Raw genomic sequence first — 21,546 nt, 5'->3', positions numbered from 1 at the left:
TGCGCGTTACTGCCCGCCGCCGCGCTGGTTGAACCAGCGGTCGAGCAGCTTGCCGGCCGCCTCGCGACCGCCGAGGCCGAACGACAGCGCGACCGCCACCGCGATCGCGCCGAGCACGAGGCCGAACGCGAGCTGGACGATCTCGTTCGCGATACCCATCGCGCGCAGCCCCATGGCGAACACGAGGCCGAGGATCGCGAACTGCGCGATGCGCGCGAACAGCACGCTGTGCTCGCTGTCCGCCTGCTGGATCACGCGGCGCGCCAAGCCCGCGAGCCAGAAGCCGATCACGAGGATCACGCCGCCCATCAGCACGTGGCCGCCGAATTCGATGAACAGCGTGACGACGTCGCGCACCTGCGAGAAGCCGAGCCGGTTCGCGGCCTCGACCGCCGCGAACAGCATCGCGAAGAACACGATCAGCCTCGCCACCAGCACGGACGGCTGCAGCATGCCCGTGAACACGGGCTCGACGCCGAGCACCTTCGGCAGACCGTCGACGCCCGCCGCGACCAGCAGCTTCTGCGCGAGCGCGGCGACGAAGCGCGCGAAATAGAACGTGACGAGCACGATCACGAGCGCCGCGACGATGTCCGGCACCGCGCCGAGGAACTGGTTCAGCATGTTGGTCGCGGGGCCCGAAATCGCGTCGATCTTCAGCGCGTCGAGTGCGGAGATCAGCGTCGGCACGAACACGAACACATAGACGACGGTGCCGACGAAGCTCGACACGCGTACCGGCGTCGGGGTGTCGACGCGCTCCGTCAGCTTGTCCGCGCCCGCAGCGATCAACAGGTTGGTGACGAGCCCGCGCAGCACGCGCGCGACGATCCAGCCGACGACGCCGATCACCGCCGCCGCGAACACGTTCGGCACGATCGCGAGCAGCTTGTCGATCATCCCCTGCACCGGCGACAGCAGGCCCGACAGCGAGAACGCGGACAGGATCGCCGGCAGGAACATCAGGATCACGAGCCAGAACAGCACGTCGCCGAGATAGCCGCTCATCGGCTGCATGCCCGCGCTTTCGGTCAGCTTGTCGTCGATCTTGCACGCTTTCAGCGCGCGGTTCGAGAGGCTGCGCAACAGTGACGCGATCAGCCACGCGATCAGCGTGAGCGCCCCGCCGCCGATCAGGTTCGGCAGGTAGTTGACGATATGGGTGACGAGCAGCGAGAACGGATTGGACACCGCATACAGGTTGAGCACGTTGAAGATGCCCACCGCGGTAACGAGCAGCACGAGCCAGAACAGGCCGCCGGCGATGATCCGCTCGACATACGCGCCTTGTCCCGTGCTTTCGGTGATGCGCTGATCGACCTTCAGCGCACCGAGGAGGCGCAGCGTGCCGGCCCGCACCGTCACGGCGATCAGCCAGCCGATCACCAGGATGCCGATCGCGCCGGCAATCTTCGGCAGGTACCCCCCTAGCGTGGTCTGCAGCGTTGTGATGAAGCTGGATGCATCCATTTCTTCTCTCCCGAAAACGTGGCGTTGCGATTGAAGATCGACGAACTACCTGCGTACTTCGAAATGACGCGCTATCCCGCTCGTGCAACTTAACTCAGAAAAATGACGACTTCCTCCGATTTCACCGTCTTTAACTTTAGACACTGACGGACGAGGTCGGAACCTTATTTCAAAATTAAATGGGGGTCGGTTCGGCCTGGCGACTACGCAAGTCAGCGCGATATTTCAACGCGCATCGTGCTAACTTGGCGTCGATCTTGCCCGGATCTGCCGATCAAAGAAGAAACAGAAACGCCTTGCCGGATGCGCGACGCGATCCGCTTCGCTCGCGCCTGCCGGCCCATCTATCCGCTACTTCGTGCCGGCCGACGGTGCGCCAGACGTGGAACCGGCACCGCCCGTCGAGCGCGTGACGGTGCCGGGCGGCGAATATGCGGTGCTGCTGCACACGGGGCCGTACGCGGACCTGAAGGCGGCTTATCAGTGGCTGTACGGCGACTGGCTGCGTCACTCGGGCCGCGAAGCCGCCGACGCGCCGCCATTCGAGCTGTACCTGAATACGCCGATGGATGCGGCGCCGGCCGAGCTGCGCACCGAGATCTACCTGCCGCTGCGCTGACCCGTGCTTCAGCGCGCCGGTCTCGGAATGAACCGGTGCCAGCCGGGCGCGCGCCCGTTGCCGGCGAGCGTGACCGCCAGGGCCTGTTCACGCTGATAACGGGCCCTTCTGGCGGTCAGCCCCGAAGGCCTGCCCCCACGAATGAATTTTCAAGATCAGGGGAACGTGCGTTGCCGGCCGTATTGCGGGAACAGGCCGCTAGGCGGCCTGCGTGCCGCACGCCGGACAGAAGCGCGCGTCGGCGGCCAGCGCCGAGTGGCAACGGTTGCAGGCCTTGCCGCGCTGCGCCGCACTGAGCGCAGAAGCGCGCGCTCCTCAGCGTTTCGCCGGCGCGCCGCCGAACACCCCTGCGGACGACAGCAGCCGCAACCCGTTACCGACGACGATCAGGCTCGCGCCCGCGTCCGCAAACACCGCCATCCACATCGTGCCGAACCCCGCGACCGTCAGGCCGAGGAACACGAGCTTCACGCCGAGCGCGAAGCCGATGTTCTGCACCAGCACGCGGTGCGTCGCGCGCGACAGCCGCACGAACGCGGGAATCTTGCGCAGGTCGTCGTCCATCAGCGCGACGTCGGCCGTCTCGATCGCGGTGTCGGTGCCCATCGCGCCCATCGCGAAGCCGATGTCGGCGCGCGCGAGCGCCGGTGCGTCGTTGATCCCGTCGCCGACCATCCCGACCGCGCCCGCGCCGGCAGCCAGCTCCTCGACTGCCGCCAGCTTGTCCTCGGGAAGCTGGTTGCCGCGCGCGTCGTCGATGCCGGCCTGCTGCGCGATCGCCTGCGCGGTGTGCGGGTTGTCGCCCGTCAGCATCGCAGTGCGGATGCCGAGCGCATGCAGTTCGGCGATCGCCGCGCGGCTCGTGTCCTTGATCGTGTCGGCCACCGCGAACACGCCGAGCACGCGCACGTCGTCGATCAGCATCACGACGGTCTTGCCCTGCCGCTCGAGCGCGTCGAGCTGCGCTTCGAGCTCCGGCGAGCAGCGCTCGAGCTCTTCGACGAGCCGGTGGTTGCCGAGCCAGTAGCCCGCGCCATCGATCGTGCCGCGCACGCCGCGCCCGAGCAATGCTTCGAAGTCCTGTACGTCGGCGAACGGTGCGGCGTCCGCCGAGCGGGCCGCTGCCGCAATTGCCTGCGACACGGGGTGATCCGAACGCGCGGCGAGACTCGCGGCGAGGTGCCGGACACGCACGGCGTCGGCATCGGCCGCACGCAGCACGAAATCGGTCTGCACCGGCTTGCCGTGCGTGATCGTGCCGGTCTTGTCGAGCGCGAGCCACACAAGCTTGCGGCCTTCTTCCAGATAGACGCCGCCTTTCACGAGAATCCCGCGCCGCGCCGCCGCGGCGAGCCCCGACACGATCGTCACCGGCGTCGAGATCACGAGCGCGCACGGGCACGCGATCACCAGCAGCACGAGCGCGCGGTAGATCCATTCGTGCCACGCGCCGCCCATCACGATCGGCGGCACCGCCGCGACGAGCAGCGCGATCGCGAACACGATCGGCGTGTAGACGCGCGCGAACTGGTCGACGAAGCGCTGTGTCGGCGCCTTCGCGCCCTGCGCCTCCTCGACTGCGTGGATGATGCGCGCGAGCGTCGTGTTCGCCGCGACTGCGGTGACCCGGTAGTCGAACGAGCCGGACTCGTTGATCGTGCCGGCGAACACGGTGTCGCCGGCCGTCTTCTCGACGGGCAGGCTTTCGCCGGTGATCGGCGCCTGGTTCACGGTCGAGCGGCCCGCAACGACTTCGCCGTCGAGGCCGATCCGCTCGCCCGGCTTCACGCGCACGACCGCGCCGAGTGCCACGCGGGCAGCCTCGATCGTGCGCCACGCGCCGTCGGCCTGCTGGACGGTCGCCGTGTCGGGTGCGAGCCGCATCAGCCCCTGGATCGCGTTGCGCGCACGGTCGAGCGACTTCGCCTCGATCAGTTCGGCGATCGTGAACAGCACCATCACCATCGCCGCTTCGGGCCACTGGCCGATCGCCATCGCGCCCGTCACCGCGATGCTCATCAGCGCGTTGATGTTCAGGTTGCCGTTGCGCAGCGCGATCCAGCCTTTCTTGTACGTGGTGATCCCGCACGCGAGCACCGCCGCGAGGGCAAGCGCGGCGACAAGCCACGACGGCTGGCCGAGCCAGCTCGCCGCTTCCGACGCGAGCGCCGCGGCGCCCGCCAGCGCGAGCGGCCACCACGGTTTCGCCGGCGCGGGTTCGGCGGACGTCGCCGGTGCGCCGGCCGATGCGGCCTCGGGCGTCATGCCGAGCGCGCGGATCGCGCCGGCAATCGCCGCCTGCGCGCCCGGTGCGTGCTCGACGGTCAGCATCCGCTGCATCAGGTTGAATTCGAGCGTCGCGACCTCGCGCATGCCGCCGAGCTTCTTGCGGATCAGCGTTTCCTCGGTCGGGCAGTCCATCTGCATGATCCGGAACGCTGAACGCACGTGGCCTGAAGCGGTGGCCTGCGACGCGGGCAGTGGCGCGAGCGTTAGCGCCGCGGGCGCGCAGCAGTCGCCGGCGGCGTGGTCGTGGTCGTGCGCATGATCGTGGTCATGTCCATGATCATGTCCGTGGTCATGGTCATGGCCGTGGCCGTGGCCGTGGCCGTGGCCGTGCGCATGATCGTGGCCGTGATCATGGCTGCAAGCGGGAGCATGGTCATGACCGTGGCCATCCGTGCGCGCATGGCTGTGGCGAGGCGCGCGGCCGTCGTCGTGCTCGGCCTCGGCGTGATGCTCATGTGCGTGGTCGTGACCGCAGGCTTGCGGTTGCGTCGCCCGCGCGGCGGCTTGCCCGCCGTGCACGGCCCCGCCGGCCTCCGGCGCCGCGTCGGCGGCAGCCACGTCGCATGCGTCGTGCGTATTGGCGCAGCATGCAGCGATGGCACCGTCAGTGCGGTGTCGTTCGTCGTGGGGACGCTGGGCGTCGGTCATCGCAACCTCCTGAATGGCTAGACGGTGTAGAGTTAACACCCTGAAGTCACTACAAGGTCAAGCATTGATCGGGAGAAAGGTATGAAGATCGGCGAACTCGCCAAAGCGGCGCGCTGCACGCCCGAGACGATCCGCTTCTACGAGAAAGAGGGCCTGATGCCCGATGCGGAGCGCACCGATGCGAACTACCGGAACTACACGGAAACGCACGTCGAACGGCTGCGCTTCATTCGCAACTGCCGCGCGCTCGACATGGCGCACGACGAAATCCGCGCGCTGCTGCGGCTCACCGATACGCCCGGCGACCGCTGTGATTCGATCAACTCGCTGCTCGACGAGCACATCGGCCACGTCGATGCGCGCCTTGCGGAACTCACGCATCTGCGCGACCAGCTGACCGAACTGCGCCGCCAATGCGTCGGCGAACACTCGGTCGAGGATTGCGGGATCGTGCACGGACTCGCGACGATGGAGACGGTCGCGCCGGCCGCGAAACGTACGCACCTCGGCTGAGAGCCTTGTCGAATAAGATAGTCACGCATAAACTAGTCATATATTTACTAGATATACGCTGACTATTCATATTCATGAATCGCCCATCGCCCCTGGCACTCGCGATCCTCGCGACGCTCACCGAAGCCCCGATGCATCCGTACGGGATGCTGCAGCAATTGAAGTCGCGCGGCCACGACGAAGTCGTGAACGTGCGGCAGCGCACGAGCCTGTATCAGACGATCGACCGGCTGCTGCGCGACGGCCTGATCGCCGTGCACGACACCGAGCGCGACGGCGCATTTCCGGAACGCACGCTTTACGCGCTGACCGATGCGGGGCGCGCCGCAGGGGGTGCCTGGCTGCATGCGCTGCTCGCCGAGCCGGCCCGTGAATTCCCGACGTTCGGCGCCGGGCTCGCGTTCCTGCCGCTGCTCGATGCCGACGATGCCCGCCATCTGCTCGAGCGTCGCATCACCGCGCTCGAGGCCGAGCGCGAGCGTCTCGAAGCGCTGCGCAACGCCGCGCAGGCCAGACAGGTGTCGCGGCTGTTCCTGCTGCAGAACGAGCACGCGCTCGTGCTGCTCGATGCCGAACTCGGCTGGGTGCGCAGCGTGGTCGAGCACCTGAAGATCGGCGCGCTGAGCTGGGTCGACGGCTAGATACTATGGAAGAGCCGTGGAAGTAAGCCCCCAGGAGTAAAACGAGGATTCGAAGACTCGTTTCTCGAAAGGAGCACGCAAATGGATGCGCCCGACACGACCCTTCAAGGGCAGGATACGACGGTAGCTCGGCGACTGTATATGGCTTTGGAGCTGGGTGAGAAGAACTGGAAGCTGTCCCTGGGGAGCGCCGTTTGGCCGAGCCAAACAAGCGACGAGCGACGCGGCCATGCGGGCGATTTCGGGCATTCCCGTGGAATGAATTTTTTAAATTTGGGGTTGCGACGAGAACGGCCGCGCGGCGCGCATGACGAGGTACATGACGTCCTGCGAGCACCCGCGCATCGCCAGCGTTCGTCATCGCGGCGCGCCCCCGGCCGTTACTGCGTCGAGATGTCGATGTTGCCGAAATACTTCTGGCCGAGCGACTTCACCGTGCCGTCCGCCTTCAGCTTTTCGATCGCCGCGTTCAGCTTCGCCTTCAGCGCGTCGTCGCCCTTGCGTAGCCCGAACGCGATGCCGCTGCCGAGGATCCTGTCGTCGCGCACCGGCTGGCCGACGAACGCGAAATCCTTGCCGTCCGGACGCGTCAGGAAGCCGCGCTGGCCGGCCGGCGCCAGCACCAGCGTTGCGTCGAGACGCCCCGACACGAGATCCGCATATGCCTGGTTCTGGTCCTGGTACGCGACGATCGCGACACCCGCCGGCTCCCAGTGCGCCTTCGCGTAGGTTTCCTGGATCGACGCCTGCAGCACGCCGACGCGCTTGCCCTTCAGCGATTCCGGCGTCGGCAGCAGGCCGCTGCCGTTGTGCGCGATCAGCTGCGTGGGCACGCGATAGATGATCGTCGTGAAATCGATCGCCTGGCGGCGCTGCTCGGTCGCGTTCATTGCCGAATTGATCGCGTCGAACTTGCGGCCCTTCAGCGCCGGGATCAGCCCGTCGAACGACGTTTCGACCCACTTGCACGACAGCTGCGCGGCCTTGCAGACCGCGTTGCCGACGTCGACGTCGAAGCCTTGCAGGTCGCCGTTCGGCGCCTTCGATTCGAACGGCGGATACTGCGCCTCGAGGCCGAAACGCAGCGTCTGCTGCGCGTCGGCGAGCGCCGCGCCGGAGCCGAGCGCGCAGGCGAGCGCGAGCCAGAGTTTCAGGTGTTTCAGTTTCATCGTGATCTCCTGTCTATCGAACTTGCGCTTGCGCGCCTGGTTCGGTCCCATGCAAAACCTGAAGCGTGGGTCTTCGTGCGCCGGCGGCCGCCGGCATCCCGCTCAGACCGTGCGCAAGCGGCGCGCGCCTTCGATCAGCGTCGCGTCGTCCTTCGAGAAGCTGAGCCGGATCACGCCGGCATCGGTGCCGTCGGCGTAGAACGCCGACAGCGGAATCGTCGCGACGCGCGCGTCGCGGATCAGGCGCAGCACGAAATCGCTGTCGCGCTCGTCGGAGAAATGCCGGAAGCGCGCGAGCATGAAGAACGAGCCCTCGCTCGGCAGCAGCTCGAAGCGCGAATCGGCAAGCTCGCGCGCGAGCAGGTCGCGCTTCGCCTGGTAGAACGCCGACAGGCCGAGATAGCTGTCGGGCTGCGCGAGGATGTCGGCGAACGCGATCTGCATCGGCGTATCGGCCGAAAACACCATGAACTGGTGCACCTTGCGGATCTCGTCCATCAGCTCGGCCGGTGCGAGGCAATAGCCGACACGCCAGCCGGTCACGTGGAACGACTTGCCGAACGACGACACGATCACGCTGCGTTCGGCGAGTTCGCGGCTGCGCGCCATGCTCTGGTGCTGCGCGCCGTCGAACACCACGTGCTCGTAGACCTCGTCCGACAGGACCACGATGTCGGTGTCGCGCGTGAGCTGCGCGAGCCGCGCGAGATCGTCGGCGGAGAACACGGTGGCGGTCGGGTTGTGCGGCGTGTTGACGATGATCATCCGCGTACGCGGGGTGATCGCGGCGGCGACCTCGTCCCAGTCGACGCGGAAATGCTCGGGCGACAGCTTGATCGCCACGGGTGTCGCGCCCTGCATCCGCACGATCGGCGCGTAGCTGTCGAACGACGGTTCGAAGTAGATCACCTCGTCGCCCGGATGCACGAGCGCGCTGATCGCCGCATAGAGTCCTTCGCTTGCGCTCGCGATTACCGTGACCTCGGTCGCCGGGTCGTAGCGCGTGCCGTACAGCGCTTCGGTCTTCTCGGCGAGCCGGTCGCGCAACTGCGCGACGCCGGCCATCGGCGCGTACTGGTTATGCCCGTCGCGCATCGCACGCGCCACGCCTTCGACGAGCGCCGGATCCGGCGCGAAATTGGGCGCGCCCTGCGACAGGTTCAGCGCATCGTGCTGCGCGGCGAGCTGGCCGATCACGGTAAAGATCGTGGTCCCGACGTCGGGCAGCTTCGAACGGGGCGCGGTGGCGCTTCGCATGACTCCTCCTTGCTTGATGCCTGATTGGCGGGCGCGATCGTGCGGCCCGGCTGTTGAGGAGGATTTAGCCCGATCCAATATCGACGGACAATCGAAACTTCGTCATGGCAGCCATGCATTCTGCTCATGGCTCGTCACCGATAGAGCCATGAGTTCACGGCGTTTGGCGGCCACGGCATGCGGCGGACGAATTCACGCACATCGTGCGCCGGTGCGCGCCGGCTCGTCCCGCTCGTCCCGCTCGTCCCGCTCTTTTCGATCTTTTCGATCTTTTCGATCTTTTCGATCTTTTCGATCTTTTCGATCTTTTCGATCTTTTCGATCTTTTCGATCTTTTCGATCTTTTCGATCTTTTCGCCCTTATTCGCCCGATACCGCCGGCACCGCCGCCAGATACGCGCGCAGCACCGCCTGCAGCTCGCCGCGCAACGCGTGCGCATCGAGCGCGGGCCCGAGCGTCAGCAGCGACTGCGAGATCCACCCGTAGCAAGCCGCATGCGCCATCCGCGCGAGCGCGTCGAGCCGCGCCGCCGGCGGCGGATCGGCGGCTCCGGCCAGCGCATCCCGCCACAACGCGACGTAACCGTCGTAATGCCGCCGGTACGCAGCAAGCGGCGACACCTGCCGCTCGAGCGCGAAGAGCCCGCTCCACAGCGCCGAGTCCGCCTGCACAACATCGACCTGCAGATCGACGAGCGCGGCGGCGACCTCCGCGCGCGGCGCGCCGCGCAGCGCGTGCGCGGCTGCGCGCAGCCGGTCGGCCAGCGCCTGCACGCGACGGTGGATGCACAGGGCCGCGAGGCTCTGCTTGTCGCCGAAATACTCGTAGAACGTGCCGACGCTCACGCCCGCGACGGCCGCGATCTCGCGGATCGTCGCCTTCGCGTAGCCGCGCTCGAGCCAAAGCTGAACAAATGCCTGTTGCAGCGCGTCGGACGTCGCCTGCGCGCGCGGCTGGCGCGGCCGGCGGCGCAACGCGGGCCGGGGTTGCGCCGCCGGGCGGCCGGGCGGCGCCGGAACCTGAACATGTCGCGGCGGCATATTTGCTACTCTGAAAATGAGGACATGACGAGATTTGCACGGGGCCGGCGCAAGCGGCGAAGCGTCAACTCCGGTCGCCTACGATGCATGGGCCTGCCTGAGTGCTGAAGCACTAACCCAGGCGGACCGCGAAGCATCGGACCTGAGCAAGCGCTGAAGCGCCAACTCAGGCCGACCGCGAAGCATGAGACCTGATCAAGCGCCGAAGCGCCAACCCAGGCCGACCGCGAAGCATGAGACCTGATCAACCCAGGCCGACCGCGAAACATCGGACCTCATCAAGCGCCAAAGCGCCAACTCAGGCCAACACTGGAGACAAATCGATGACGGGACCGACGCACGCAGTCGCGAACCAGTTCGACGAACTGGTCGACTATAACCTCTTTGCGACCGACGCCGCGCTGCGCGACGCGCTGGCGCGCGCCGGTGCCGACTGGGCCGTGCCGCAGCTCGACGCATACGGCGCGCGGCTCGGCAGCGCCGACACCGCGCAGCTCGCCGAAGACGCGAACCGTCATCCGCCGGAGCTGAACGCGTTCGACCGGCGCGGCCGGCGCATCGACCGCGTCGACTTTCACCCGGCGTGGCACACGCTGCTCGGCATGTACCGCGAGGAAGGCTTCGTGTCGCTCGCGTTCCGCGACACGCGGCCCGGCCGCTGGGCCGCGACTGCCGCCGGCTTCTACCTGCACGGCCAGATCGAAGCCGGCACGCTGTGCCCGGCGACGATGACGCAGGCCGCGATCCCCGTGCTGCAGAAGGAGCCCGCACTGTGGGACCTGCTGCGCGACAAGCTCTACAGCGACGTCTACGACCCGCGCGACGTGCCGATCGCGCAAAAGCGCTCGGTCTGGTTCGGGATGGGGATGACCGAGAAACAGGGCGGCTCCGACGTGCGCGCGAACACGACGCTCGCGACGCCGGTCGGCGCGGGCGGCCGCGGCGGCGAATATCTGCTGCGCGGCCACAAGTGGTTCTTCTCGGCGCCGATGTGCGACGCGCATCTCGTCGTCGCGCGCACCGACACCGGCAGCCCGTCGTGCTTCTATGTGCCGCGCTGGCTGCCCGACGGCACGAAGAACGCGGTCGAGATCCAGCGCCTGAAGAACAAGGTCGGCAACCGCAGCAACTCGAGCAGCGAGATCGAGCTCGGCGACGCGTGGGGCATCATGCTCGGCGACGAAGGCCGCGGGATTCCGACCATCATCGAGATGGCAACCTACACGCGCCTGAACTGCGTGCTCGGCAGCGCGGCGATGCTGCGCCATGGCGTCGTGCAGGCGATCGCGTACACGCGGCAGCGCCACGCATTCGGCCGTGCGCTTGCCGAGCAGCCGCTGATGCGCACGGTGCTCGCCGATCTCGCGCTCGAAAGCGAAGCAGCGCTCGCGCTCGCGATGCGGCTCGCGACCGCGTTCGAACGCGGCGATACGCCGATCGAACAAGCGTGGAAGCGGATCGTCACGCCCGCCGCGAAATTCTGGGTCTGCAAGCGCGCGGTCGAGCTCACCGGCGAAGTGATGGAAGTGTTCGGCGGCAACGGCTACGTCGACGACGGCCCGATCTCGCGGCTGTTCCGCGAGGCGCCCGTCAATTCGATCTGGGAAGGCTCCGGCAACGTGATGTGCATCGACGTGCTGCGCGCGATGTCGCGCGAGCCGGACGCCGCCGCCGCGCTGCTCGGCGAACTGAACGACATGGCCGCCGGGGAGCCGCGTCTGCGCGCGGCGCTCGACACGCTGCGCGCGATGCTCGCCGCGCCGCCCGACACGCTCGAGGCGTCCGGCCGCCTGTTCGCGCAGCGCCTCGTGCTCGCCGCGCAGGCGTGCCTGCTGCGCCGCGACGCGCCCGCCGCGGTGGCCGACGCGTTCATCGCGACGCGGCTCGCCGAGCCGGCGTGGGGCCGCATCGCCGGCGGCTTCGATCCGCGCGGCGTCGATATCGCCGCGCTGCTGCAGCGCGCGTATCCGGCCTGACGGCGCTGCCTCACCCGCTGCCCGCCGCCCTTCGCCCCGGAGCCTCAGATGAACCTCGTCGCCGCCCTCGACCGCGCCGCGCGCGCCACGCCCGACAAACCGTTCCTGCGCCACGACGGCGCGACGATCACGTATGCCCAGGCGCGCGACCGTTCGCACCGCGCGGCGGCCGTGCTGAGTGCACTCGGCGTGGCGGCCGGCGACCGCGTCGCCGCAATGTGCTTCAACACGCCCGCGTTCGTCGACGCGCTGTTCGGCGCATGGCGGCTCGGCGCGGCGTTCGTGCCGGTCAACCACAAGCTGCAGGCGCCGGAAGTCGACTACGTGCTCGAGCACAGCCGCAGCAAGGTGATCCTGTTCGATGCCTCGCTCGCCGGCGTGCTCGAACGCGTTGCGTATCCGGCGCGGCGCCTGTCGACCGAAGGCGCGCTCGACGGGCTGCCGTGCTTCGACAAGATGCTCGCGACGCTGGACGGCATCGCCGGCATCGAACCCGCCGACGACGACGTTGCGCAGATCCTCTACACGTCCGGCACGACCGGCCGCCCGAAAGGCTGCGTGCACAGCCATCGCACGGTGACGCTCGCGGCGATGCAGGCCGCCGTCGCGCTGTCGATCACGCACGACGAGCGCACGCTGATGGCGATGCCGATCTGGCATTCGTCGCCGCTCAACAACTGGTTCGGCGGCACGCTGTACGTCGGCGGCACTGTCGTGCTGCTGCGCGAATACCATCCGCTGCGCTTCCTGCAAGCGGTCGAACGCGAGCGCATCACGCTGTATTTCGGGGCACCGGTGTCGTACACGCTGCCGCTCGATACGATCGAAGGCTTTGCCGCATTCGACCTGACGAGCGTGCGCGCGTGGATCTACGGCGGCGGGCCGATCGGCGCCGCGCAGGCCGAGCGGCTTGCGCACGCGTACCGAGACGCGTTCTATCAGGTGTACGGAATGACCGAAACGGGCCCGAGCGGCACCGCACTGTATCCGGGCGAGCAGACCGCGAAGGCGGGCTCGATCGGACGCAGCGGCGCCCCCGGCGTCGACCTGCGCGTCGTGCGCACGGACGGCGGCGACGCGCAGCCCGGCGACACCGGCGAGATCTGGCTGAAGGCCGACAGCATGATGCTCGGCTACCTCGACGATCCGGCCGCGACGCGTGCCGCGTTCGCGCCGGGCGGCTGGTACCGCACCGGCGACGTTGCGCGCATCGATCAGGATGGCTACCTGTTCCTCGTCGACCGTCTGAAGGACATGATCGTCACCGGCGGCGAGAACGTCTATTCGAAGGAAGTCGAGGATGTGCTGAGCGCGCATCCGGACGTCATCGAGGCGGCGGTCGTCGGCGTCCCGCATCCGGACTGGGGCGAGACGGTGGTCGCGCACGTCGTCGTGCGCTCAGGCGCGGCGCGCGATGCAGACGCACTGCGCGCGTTCTGCGGCGCGCGGCTCGCCGCGTACAAGGTGCCGCGCGAAGTCGTGTTCGCGGACGCGTTGCCGCGCACGCCGACCGGCAAGCTGCAGAAGTTCCTGCTGCGCAGGCGCGGCGGCCGCGCGTGAGGCGTGACGCGTGCGGGGTGCGTGCGGGGTGCGTGCGACGTGCGGCATCAGGCCGGACAAAGAAAAAGCCACCGGACCTCGCAGCCCGGTGGCTTTCGAGCGATCGGCCGGGCAACGATCACCGCCGCCCGCCCTCGCAGTATTTACTTGCCGCCGATGCTCTTCAGCGGCTTCCACTCGCCCTTCTCGACCTTGTACATCGTGATGCCGCCGTTCTTCAGGTCGCCCTTCGCGTCGTACGCGACGTGCGTCGACGTGACGCCCGCCATGTCGGTCTTCGCGAGCATCGGCAGGTACTTCGCCGGATCGGTCGAGTTCGCCTTCTTCATCGCGTTGAACAGCGCCATCGCGCCGTCGTACGAATACGGCGAGTAGGTCTGCACGTCTTCGCCGAAGCGCTTCTTGTACTTGTCGGCGTACGACTTGCCGCCGGGCATCTCGTCGAGCGGCAGGCCGGCGAGCGACGCGATCGTGCCGTCAGCCGCGTCACCCGCGATCTTCAGGAACGTCGGCGTCTTCACCATTTCGCCGCTCATCAGCGGTGCCTTGAAGCCGAGCGCCTTCATCTGCTTGACCATCGGCGCTGCCTGCGAATCCGCGCCGCCGTAGTACACGAGATCCGGCTGCGCCGCCTTCAGCTTGGTCAGGATCGCCTTGAAGTCCACCGCCTTGTCGTTCGTGAACTCGCGGTCGACGATCGTCGCGCCGCCGGCCTTCGCGGCCTTCTCGAACTGGTCGGCAAGACCCTGGCCGTAGGCCGTGCGGTCGTCGACGATCGCGATCTTCTTCATGCCGAGATCCTTCGACGCGAACGTGCCCGCCACCGAGCCCTGCTGCGTGTCGGACGTCATCATGCGGAAGGTCGTCTTGTAGCCCTGCTGCGTGTATTCCGGCGCGGTCGCCATCGCGATCTGCGGAATGCCTGCGTTAGCGTAAATGCGCGAGGCCGGGATCGTCGTGCCCGAGTTGAAGTGGCCGAGCATGCCCTTGATACCGTCGTCGACGAGCTTCTGAGCAACCGTCGTGCCCGTGCGCGGGTCGGCCTGGTCGTCCTGCGTGTCGAGCACGAACTTGACCGGCTTGCCGCCGATCGACGGCTTCGTCGCGTTGAAGTCTTCGATCGCGAGCACGATGCCGTTCTGCATGTCCTTGCCGTAGTGCGCCTGCGCACCCGTCATCGGCCCGGCGTAGCCGATCTTCACGTCATCCGCATGGGCCGTCCCCGCAAGCGACATGACTGCGACGAAGGTCGCGCCTGCCAGCTTTTTCATCGTGTGTTGCATAGCATCTCCTAGGTACCAGGGTAAATGGAGCGGCTTCGGGATCGCCTAGCCGCTTCCTTTCTATTGATCCGAACGGCAGGGATGGTCAGCCGATCGTCATCAAATTCGCATTGCCGCCCGCCGCCGCGGTGTTCACGCTGACCGAGCGCTCGGTCAGCAGACGCTCGAGCGCGTAGTCTTCCGCATCGCCGTGCTCGAACGCGCCTGCCGACACGCCCTGCACCGACACGATCGGGCCCGGCCGCTGCGCGACTTCCTTCACCAGCGTCTGCAGCTCGTCGCTGTCGCCTTCGAACAGCACCGCGTCGAACGCCGCATCGGCCTGCTTGCGCACGCCCGCATGCGCCTTCAGCGCCGCCGGCAGCGCGGCGACGAGCGCCTCGCCCGCCGCGCCGGCAAACAGTGCACGGTTGCCGGTGGCGAGCACCGCCGCGAACTGCGCACGCGCGCCGCTCGGCGTCGCCGCGACGCACAGCACCGTGCCGCGCGGGCCGAGTGTATACGTGTTTCGCTCGCCCGTCGGGCCCGTCAGCACCGCGGTCGCGCCCGCCGGCACCTGCGCGAGGTAGCCGTCGCAGCGTGCCGCCTGCGCGGGCTCGCGCTGCTCGATCAGCCAGTCGCGCAGCGCCGTCAGCGCGGCCGCCGGACGGTCATGCTTGTCGCCTTCGGCCACGTCGTCCGCGACCAGCATGTCCGCGAGCGAGCGCGGCAGGCCGGACGGACGCGTCGCGAGCAGGCGCTGCAGGTACAGCGCGCCGCCAGCCTTCGGGCCCGTGCCCGACAGACCTTCGCCGCCGAACGGCTGCACGCCGACCACCGCGCCGATCACGTTGCGGTTCACGTAGATGTTGCCGACGTGCGCGCGGTCGATCACGTGCGCGATCGTCTCGTCGATCCGCGTGTGGATGCCGAGCGTCAGGCCATAGCCGGTCGAGCGGATTTGCTCGAGCAGCTTGTCCAGCGCGCTGCGGCGATACCGCACGACGTGCAGCACGGGGCCGAACACCTCGCGCTTCAGTTCGTCGATGCTGCCGATCTCGATCAGCGTCGGCGGCACGAACGTGCCGTGCGCGCATGCGTCCGGCGCCGTCAGCTGCGTGACCGCGTTGCCCTTGTCCTTCATCGTCGCGACGTGCGTATCGATCGTCTGCTTCGCTTCACTGTCGATCACCGGGCCGACGTCCGTCGACAGGCGATCGGGGTTGCCGAGCGCGAGTTCCTGCATCGCACCCTTCAGCATCGTCAGCGTGCGGTCGGCAACATCGTCCTGCAGACACAGAACGCGCAGCGCCGAACATCGTTGACCGGCCGAGTCGAACGACGACTGCATCACGTCCGCGACGACCTGCTCCGCGAGCGCCGACGAATCGACGATCATCGCATTCTGGCCGCCCGTCTCGGCGATCAGCGGAATCGGCTTGCCGTCCGGGTCGAGGCGTGCCGACAGCGTCTTGTTGATCAGGCGCGCGACTTCGGTCGAGCCGGTGAACATCACCGCGCGGGTGCGCGCGTCGGCCACCAGCGCCGCACCGACCGTCTCGCCGGTGCCCGGCAGCAGTTGCACCGCACCGGCCGGCACGCCGGCCTCGCGCAGGATGCGCACGGCTTGAGCCGCGATCAGCGGCGTCTGTTCGGCCGGCTTCGCGAGCACCGTGTTGCCGGCCGCCAGCGCGGCTGCCACCTGGCCCATGAAGATCGCGAGCGGGAAGTTCCACGGGCTGATGCAGACGACCGGGCCCAGCGGACGGTGCGTGTCGTTCGAGAATTCGTCGCGGATCTGCGCGGCGTAGTAGCGCAGGAAGTCGACTGCTTCGCGAATTTCCGCGATCGCATTCGGCAGCGACTTGCCGGCTTCGCGCACGATCAGGCCCATCAGCGTGTGCATCTGCGCTTCGAGGAGATCGGCGGCACGCGCGAGGCAGTCGGCGCGCGCATCGACCGGCGTCGCCTGCCAGATCGGCGCGGCGGCCACCGCGTGCGCGAGCGCCGCGCTCACGTGCTCGGATGTCGCTTCGCTGACCGTGCCGACGAGGTCGCGCTGGTCGGCCGGGTTGCGCACGTCGCGGGCCGGCGCGTCGGCGAGCGTGCCGTCGGCGAGCAGCGGCGCGGCGCGCCACGGATGATGCGCGCTTGCGAGCAGCGCGGACGACAGCGACGCGAGGCGATGCTCGTTCGACAGGTCGAGGCCCATCGAGTTGGCACGCTCGTCGCCGTACAGGTGGCGCGGCAGCGGGATCTTCGCGTGCGGCGCGCCGAGCGGCATGACCTTCGATGCTTCGTCGACCGGATCGGCAACCAGCTCCTTCACCGACACGGTCTTATCTGCGATACGGTTCACGAACGACGTGTTCGCGCCGTTTTCGAGCAGGCGGCGCACGAGGTATGCAAGCAGCGTCTCGTGCGTGCCGACCGGCGCGTACACGCGGCACGGACGGTTCAGCTTGTCGCGGCCCGTCACTTCTTCATAGAGCGGCTCGCCCATCCCGTGCAGGCACTGGAATTCGTACTGGCCCGGGTAGTAGTTCTGGCCCGCGAGGTGATAGATCGCGGCGAGCGTGTACGCGTTGTGCGTCGCGAACTGCGGATAGACGGCGTCCGGCGCCGCGAGCAGCTTCTTCGCGCACGCGAGGTACGACACGTCCGTGTAGATCTTGCGCGTATAGACCGGATAGCCTTCGAGGCCGTCGACCTGCGCGCGCTTGATCTCGCTGTCCCAGTACGCGCCCTTCACGAGGCGGATCATCAGCCGGTGACGGCTGCGGCGTGCGAGATCGATCAGGTAGTCGATCACGAACGGGCAGCGTTTCTGGTAACCCTGCACGACGAAGCCGATGCCGTTCCAGCCGGCCAGCTCCGGATCGAAGCACAGCGCCTCGAGCAGGTCGAGCGACAGTTCGAGACGGTCGGCTTCCTCGGCGTCGATGTTCAGGCCGATGTCATAGCGGCGCGCGAGCAGCGCGAGCGAGCGCACGCGCGGCAGCAGCTCGGTCATCGTGCGTTCCTGCTGCGAGCGCGAGTAGCGCGCGTGCAGCGCCGACAGCTTGATCGAGATGCCCGGGCCTTCGTAGATGCCGCGGCCGCCGGCCGCCTTGCCGATCGCGTGGATCGCCTGCTCGTACGATGCGTAGTAGCGCTGCGCGTCCTCTTCGGTCGTCGCCGCTTCGCCGAGCATGTCGTACGAGTAGCGGAAGCCGCGCGCTTCGTACTTGCGGCTGTTCGCGAGCGCTTCGGAAATCGTCTCGCCGGTGACGAACTGCTCGCCCATCAGGCGCATCGCCATGTCGACGCCCTTGCGGATCAGCGGCTCGCCGCCCTTGCCGATCAGGCGCGTGAGCGCCGACGACAGCCCCGCTTCGCTGTTGGTCGTCACGAGCTTGCCGGTGATCATCAGCCCCCAGGTCGCCGCGTTGACGAACAGCGACGGCGCGTGGCCGACGTGCGAGCGCCAGTCGCCCTTGCTGATCTTGTCGCGGATCAGCGCATCGCGGGTCGCGCGGTCCGGAATGCGCAGCAGCGCTTCGGCGAGACACATCAGCGCGACGCCTTCCTGGCTCGACAGCGAGAACTCGTGGATCAGCCCTTCGACACCGCCACCCGAGCTCTTCTCGCGCAGCGACTCGACGAGCTGCGTCGCGAGCGCCTGCACGTCCGCCTGCAGGTTCGCGGGCAGCCGCGCCTGGCCGAGCAGGAACGGCACGCATTCCGGCTCGGGGCGGCGGTACGCGGCGGTGATCGCCGCGCGCAGCACCGATTGCGGCTGCACGTTCTGTGCGAATTCGAGGAACGGATGCGGGGAGTTGTCGTCGTCGCCGTCGCCGCCCTGGCCGTCGGCGAGCTCGGTGACGCCGCTGTGGCCGGACAGTTCCGGCGGCAGCTGGCCGTGCTCGATCCGTTCGAGGTACGCGAAGATCGCCTGCTTGATCAGCCAGTGGGGAGTCCGTTCGAGTCGCGCTGCGGCGTCTTTCAGGCGCGAGCGGAGCAGATCGTCGACTTTGACGCCAAGGGTGGTGCTTGCCATGATGGGTTCGTGCGCCGGCGGAGGACCGGCCAATTGACGTGAGAGGATGCGCGAAATCCTACGGCACGCAATAAAAAGGTGCAACCAAATTTCCGAATCGGTTGCACCCACAGAATATTCAATATAATCAGCGGCTTATCGAGTTGCAACCTAGGAGTTGCCCGCGGTAGGGGGATCGGGATTTTCCCTGATCCTGCGTGTGCGGACACGTTTGGGCAACCCCGTTCGTGTACCGGGCCGGTGAAAAGCAGGTTGCGATGGCCTTGAAAGGCGGTGGCGGCGGTGGTCGGTGGTCGGTGGTCGGTGGTCGGTGGTCGGTGGTCGGTGGTCGGTGGTCGGTGGTCGGTGGTCGGTGGGCGGTGGGCGGTGGGCGGTGGGCGGTGGGCGGTGGGCGGTGGGCGGTGGGCGGTGGGCGGTGGGCGGTGGGCGGTGGGCGGTGGGCGGTGGGCGGTGGGCGGTGGGCGGTGGGCGACAGGCGACGGGCGGTCGCATGCGCGCCGCGACGCGCGTGCCAATGCGTCAGATATCCAGCGGATCGACCTCGACGCTCCACCGCAGCACGCCCTTCAGCGCGCGCAGCTCGTATTGCCACGCGCGCAGCGCATGCTGCAGCGCCGCCCGCGATGCGCTTTCGAGAAGCAGCTGCGCACGATGAACGTTCGCGACCTTCACGATCGTCATCGGCACCGCGTCATACACCGTCACGCGATCCGCGCCGGGCAGCCCCGGCAGCGCGGCGGCGGCCTGCTGCAGGAACGCGATCGCCGCGTCGAGCGTGCGCCCTTCCGCGCGCAGCAGCGCCTGGTAGACGAACGGCGGCAGATGCGCGTCGCGCCGCTCGCCGAGCGTCGAATTCGCGAAGCCGACGTAATCCTGGCGCGCGAGCGCGTGATACAGCGCATGGCGCGGATAACGCGTCTGCACGAGCACTTCGCCGGGCAGCCCGGCGCGGCCCGCGCGGCCGCTCACCTGCATCAGCTGCGCGAACAGCCGCTCGCTCGCGCGGAAGTCGTGCGAAAACAGCGCGGTATCGGCATTGAGCACGCCGACGAGCGACACGCGCTGGAAATCGTGACCCTTCGCAATCATTTGCGTGCCGACCAGGATGTCGACCTCGCCCGCGTGCACATCGGAGAACAGCGCCTGCGCGCTGCCCTTGCGGCGCGTGCTGTCGGCGTCGATCCGCAGGATTCGCGCGCCGGGCACGGCCTCGGCGAGCGCCTCCTCGATGCGTTGCGTGCCGCGGCCGAGCGGCGCGATGTCGACGTTGCCGCACTCGGGACACGAGCGCGGAATGCGCGCCTCCCAGCCGCAGTGGTGGCAGCGCAGCGCGTGCTCGGGCTTGTGCAACACGACGTACGCGCTGCAGCGCGGGCAGCCGGCAACCCAGCCGCACGCATCGCACGCGAGCTGCGGTGCGTAGCCGCGCCGGTTCAGGAACACGAGGCTCTGCTCGCTACGCTCGAGCCGCGTCTTCAGCGCCGCGACGAGCGGGCCCGACAGCCCGCCCTGCGACGCGCGCCCGCGCCGCCGCTCTTCCTCGAGATCGACCAGCCGCACGCTCGGCAACACGGCATCGGCGACCGCGCGGCGCGACAGCGTGAGCCGCGTGTAGCGCCCCTGCTCGGCCTGCCACCAGGTTTCGAGCGACGGCGTCGCGGAGCCGAGCACGACCGGGATGCCGAGCTGCTTCGCGCGCCACACCGCGAGGTCGCGCGCCGAATAGCGCAGGCCTTCCTGCTGCTTGTACGCGGGTTCGTGCTCCTCGTCGACGACGATCAGCGCAAGCGTCGGCAGCGACGCGAGCACCGCGAGGCGCGTGCCGAGCACAATTCGCGCCCGGCCCGTGTGCGCCGCGAGCCAGTTGCGCGCGCGCTCGCCTTCTGCGAGGCCGCTGTGCAGCGTGACGATCGCGTCCGCCGCGAGCGTGCCGGCGAAGCGCGCGCGAAACGCGGCCTCGAACTGCGGCGTCAGGTTGATTTCGGGGACGAGCACGAGCGCCTGCGCATCGGGCCGCGCGTCCAGCAGCGACGCCAGCGCATGCAGATAGACCTCGGTCTTGCCGCTGCCCGTCACGCCGTGCAGCAGGAACGGCGCGAAGCCCTGCGCGGCACGGATCGCGTCGAGCGCCTCGGCCTGCTGGTCGGTCAGCGGCGGCGGCACAGTTCGTCCACCGCTTGTCGACAGGTTATCCACAGACTTGGGCACAGGGTTGTCCGCCCAGCCGATTTCGTCGACATCGACCCAGCCCTGGGCCGCCCAGTCGTCGAGCGTCGCCACGGCCTTCGGATGCAGCGCGCGGGCGTCGGGCAGGCCCAGCGATTCGGTGTCGACGAGCGCCTGCGCAAGCCGCCGCAACGCAGCAGCGCGCGCGGGCAACGCATCGGGCAGCGCCGCGCGGCCGCCATCGGTCACGCGGTAGCGGACCTCCGGCGCGAGCAGCCGGCCCCAGCGCCCTGCATCACGCAGCGCCTGCGGCAGCGCCGGCAGCGCGACCTCGCCGCGGCCGCGCTGATAGTAGTCGGCCGCGAACGACACGAGCGCCAGCCAGTCGGCGGACAGCGGCGGCAGGTCGGCGCAGATCGCGTCGACCGCGCGCAGCCGTGACGGCGACACATCTGTGTGAGTCGTCACTTCGCAGACGAGCCCGACGGCGTGCCGCTTGCCGAACGGCACCTGCACGAGCGTGCCGGGCGCGGGCGCCGGTTGCGCATCGCAGCGGTAGTCGAACAGGGTCGCGAGCGGGTGATCGAGCGCCACCCGCAGGTAGGTGCCGTCCATTACCGTGCTCCGGCGGCAATGCGGCCCGCGCAGCACGCATACATTTGCTTCCGTAGCGTGACGACGAACTTAAAGTAGAACTTCAGATTCGGCGCTAAGTTTTGGATTCGCATTAAGAATCGCCGTATACCCTGACCAGCCTGTGGATAACTTTGTTGAGAACTCGACATCGACTGCGCGGAAAGCACACGGGGCCGTGCCTTCCGCTGCCTTTTCGGATCTGCAATCGGTAACCGCGAAGCCTTATTCCATAAGGCTGCTATTCAAATTCCCGAATCATA

The 21,546-nt window shown here is 68.2% G+C and carries 14 protein-coding genes and 1 pseudogene; 6 read left to right on the top strand and 9 right to left on the bottom strand.

Annotated elements, in window-relative coordinates; translation table 11 throughout:
• Nucleotides 1–6 precede the first annotated feature (6 nt).
• Nucleotides 7–1,470 carry a mechanosensitive ion channel gene (locus ACV22Z_RS28965; RefSeq protein ID WP_448079679.1) on the bottom strand — a complete coding sequence of 488 codons (1,464 nt, stop codon included), beginning with the start codon at nt 1,468–1,470 and terminating at the stop codon, nt 7–9.
• A gap of 265 nt (nt 1,471–1,735) precedes the next feature.
• Between ACV22Z_RS28965 and ACV22Z_RS28960 the strand changes: the two genes are divergently transcribed.
• On the top strand, nt 1,736–2,089 hold the full coding sequence (locus ACV22Z_RS28960) for an AraC family transcriptional regulator (RefSeq protein WP_448079702.1): 354 nt from the start codon (nt 1,736–1,738) through the stop codon (nt 2,087–2,089).
• A gap of 198 nt (nt 2,090–2,287) precedes the next feature.
• Here the strand turns inward: ACV22Z_RS28960 and ACV22Z_RS28955 are convergent.
• Nucleotides 2,288–2,399 (bottom strand): annotated as a pseudogene (locus tag ACV22Z_RS28955) (double zinc ribbon domain-containing protein); the annotation flags it as partial.
• Between the two features lie 5 nt (nt 2,400–2,404).
• The gene (locus ACV22Z_RS28950; protein WP_448079678.1) at nt 2,405–4,510 is read right to left on the bottom strand and encodes a heavy metal translocating P-type ATPase; all 2,106 of its coding nucleotides are present in this window, start codon (nt 4,508–4,510) and stop codon (nt 2,405–2,407) included.
• A 135-nt stretch (nt 4,511–4,645) separates the two neighbouring features.
• On the opposite strand from ACV22Z_RS28950, the gene ACV22Z_RS28945 reads away from it, so the two are divergent.
• The 3 genes from ACV22Z_RS28945 (at nt 4,646) to ACV22Z_RS28935 (ending at nt 6,180) form a co-directional block, all read left to right on the top strand.
• Nucleotides 4,646–5,047: a hypothetical protein gene (locus ACV22Z_RS28945; protein ID WP_448079677.1), complete on the top strand. Its 402-nt coding sequence runs from the start codon at nt 4,646–4,648 to the stop codon at nt 5,045–5,047.
• Between the two features lie 60 nt (nt 5,048–5,107).
• Nucleotides 5,108–5,539, top strand: coding sequence for a Cd(II)/Pb(II)-responsive transcriptional regulator (gene cadR / locus ACV22Z_RS28940; RefSeq protein WP_448079676.1), 432 nt, complete (start codon nt 5,108–5,110; stop codon nt 5,537–5,539).
• Between the two features lie 74 nt (nt 5,540–5,613).
• A complete protein-coding gene (locus ACV22Z_RS28935; protein ID WP_448079675.1) occupies nt 5,614–6,180 on the top strand; it encodes a PadR family transcriptional regulator in 567 nt (188 codons plus the stop codon).
• Nucleotides 6,181–6,560: 380 nt separating this feature from the next.
• Here ACV22Z_RS28935 and ACV22Z_RS28930 read toward each other — a convergent pair whose 3' ends face one another.
• The 3 genes from ACV22Z_RS28930 to ACV22Z_RS28920 all read right to left on the bottom strand — a co-directional run bounded on the left by ACV22Z_RS28930 (nt 6,561) and on the right by ACV22Z_RS28920 (nt 9,647).
• A complete protein-coding gene (locus ACV22Z_RS28930) occupies nt 6,561–7,349 on the bottom strand; it encodes an ABC transporter substrate-binding protein (protein ID WP_448079674.1) in 789 nt (262 codons plus the stop codon).
• A 102-nt stretch (nt 7,350–7,451) separates the two neighbouring features.
• The gene (locus ACV22Z_RS28925; protein WP_448079673.1) at nt 7,452–8,606 is read right to left on the bottom strand and encodes a methionine aminotransferase; all 1,155 of its coding nucleotides are present in this window, start codon (nt 8,604–8,606) and stop codon (nt 7,452–7,454) included.
• A gap of 360 nt (nt 8,607–8,966) precedes the next feature.
• Complete coding sequence (locus tag ACV22Z_RS28920; RefSeq protein ID WP_448079672.1) at nt 8,967–9,647, bottom strand: TetR/AcrR family transcriptional regulator; 681 nt, start codon at nt 9,645–9,647, stop codon at nt 8,967–8,969.
• A 323-nt stretch (nt 9,648–9,970) separates the two neighbouring features.
• Between ACV22Z_RS28920 and ACV22Z_RS28915 the strand changes: the two genes are divergently transcribed.
• Nucleotides 9,971–11,623, top strand: a complete 1,653-nt coding sequence (locus ACV22Z_RS28915; RefSeq protein WP_448079671.1) for an acyl-CoA dehydrogenase family protein — start codon at nt 9,971–9,973, stop codon at nt 11,621–11,623.
• Between the two features lie 48 nt (nt 11,624–11,671).
• Nucleotides 11,672–13,183: a class I adenylate-forming enzyme family protein gene (locus ACV22Z_RS28910; protein WP_448079670.1), complete on the top strand. Its 1,512-nt coding sequence runs from the start codon at nt 11,672–11,674 to the stop codon at nt 13,181–13,183.
• 143 nt (nt 13,184–13,326) lie between these two features.
• Here the strand turns inward: ACV22Z_RS28910 and ACV22Z_RS28905 are convergent, their stop codons facing one another.
• The 3 genes from ACV22Z_RS28905 to ACV22Z_RS28895 all read right to left on the bottom strand — a co-directional run bounded on the left by ACV22Z_RS28905 (nt 13,327) and on the right by ACV22Z_RS28895 (nt 21,265).
• Complete coding sequence (locus tag ACV22Z_RS28905) at nt 13,327–14,466, bottom strand: branched-chain amino acid ABC transporter substrate-binding protein (protein ID WP_448079669.1); 1,140 nt, start codon at nt 14,464–14,466, stop codon at nt 13,327–13,329.
• A gap of 85 nt (nt 14,467–14,551) precedes the next feature.
• Complete coding sequence (gene putA, locus ACV22Z_RS28900; protein WP_448079668.1) at nt 14,552–18,484, bottom strand: trifunctional transcriptional regulator/proline dehydrogenase/L-glutamate gamma-semialdehyde dehydrogenase; 3,933 nt, start codon at nt 18,482–18,484, stop codon at nt 14,552–14,554.
• A 519-nt stretch (nt 18,485–19,003) separates the two neighbouring features.
• Nucleotides 19,004–21,265, bottom strand: a complete 2,262-nt coding sequence (locus tag ACV22Z_RS28895; protein ID WP_448079667.1) for a primosomal protein N' — start codon at nt 21,263–21,265, stop codon at nt 19,004–19,006.
• Between the last annotated feature and the right edge of the window lie 281 nt (nt 21,266–21,546).

The organism is Burkholderia sp. PU8-34, assembly GCF_053427725.1.
Note: the sequence above shows the minus strand (reverse complement) of the source record. Positions and strands in the feature narration are given on the sequence as shown.

What these genes read in the sequence shown, in the direction of transcription:
- ACV22Z_RS28935 (WP_448079675.1), top strand. Translation starts at nt 5,614, where the DNA reads ATGAATCGCCCATCGCCCCTGGCACTCGCGATCCTCGCGACGCTCACC.
- ACV22Z_RS28905 (WP_448079669.1), bottom strand. Translation starts at nt 14,466, where the DNA reads ATGCAACACACGATGAAAAAGCTGGCAGGCGCGACCTTCGTCGCAGTC.
- ACV22Z_RS28910 (WP_448079670.1), top strand. Translation starts at nt 11,672, where the DNA reads ATGAACCTCGTCGCCGCCCTCGACCGCGCCGCGCGCGCCACGCCCGAC.
- ACV22Z_RS28945 (WP_448079677.1), top strand. Translation starts at nt 4,646, where the DNA reads ATGTCCATGATCATGTCCGTGGTCATGGTCATGGCCGTGGCCGTGGCC.
- ACV22Z_RS28950 (WP_448079678.1), bottom strand. Translation starts at nt 4,510, where the DNA reads ATGGACTGCCCGACCGAGGAAACGCTGATCCGCAAGAAGCTCGGCGGC.
- ACV22Z_RS28920 (WP_448079672.1), bottom strand. Translation starts at nt 9,647, where the DNA reads ATGCCGCCGCGACATGTTCAGGTTCCGGCGCCGCCCGGCCGCCCGGCG.
- cadR (WP_448079676.1), top strand. Translation starts at nt 5,108, where the DNA reads ATGAAGATCGGCGAACTCGCCAAAGCGGCGCGCTGCACGCCCGAGACG.
- ACV22Z_RS28895 (WP_448079667.1), bottom strand. Translation starts at nt 21,265, where the DNA reads ATGGACGGCACCTACCTGCGGGTGGCGCTCGATCACCCGCTCGCGACC.
- ACV22Z_RS28930 (WP_448079674.1), bottom strand. Translation starts at nt 7,349, where the DNA reads ATGAAACTGAAACACCTGAAACTCTGGCTCGCGCTCGCCTGCGCGCTC.
- ACV22Z_RS28925 (WP_448079673.1), bottom strand. Translation starts at nt 8,606, where the DNA reads ATGCGAAGCGCCACCGCGCCCCGTTCGAAGCTGCCCGACGTCGGGACC.
- ACV22Z_RS28965 (WP_448079679.1), bottom strand. Translation starts at nt 1,470, where the DNA reads ATGGATGCATCCAGCTTCATCACAACGCTGCAGACCACGCTAGGGGGG.
- ACV22Z_RS28915 (WP_448079671.1), top strand. Translation starts at nt 9,971, where the DNA reads ATGACGGGACCGACGCACGCAGTCGCGAACCAGTTCGACGAACTGGTC.
- putA (WP_448079668.1), bottom strand. Translation starts at nt 18,484, where the DNA reads ATGGCAAGCACCACCCTTGGCGTCAAAGTCGACGATCTGCTCCGCTCG.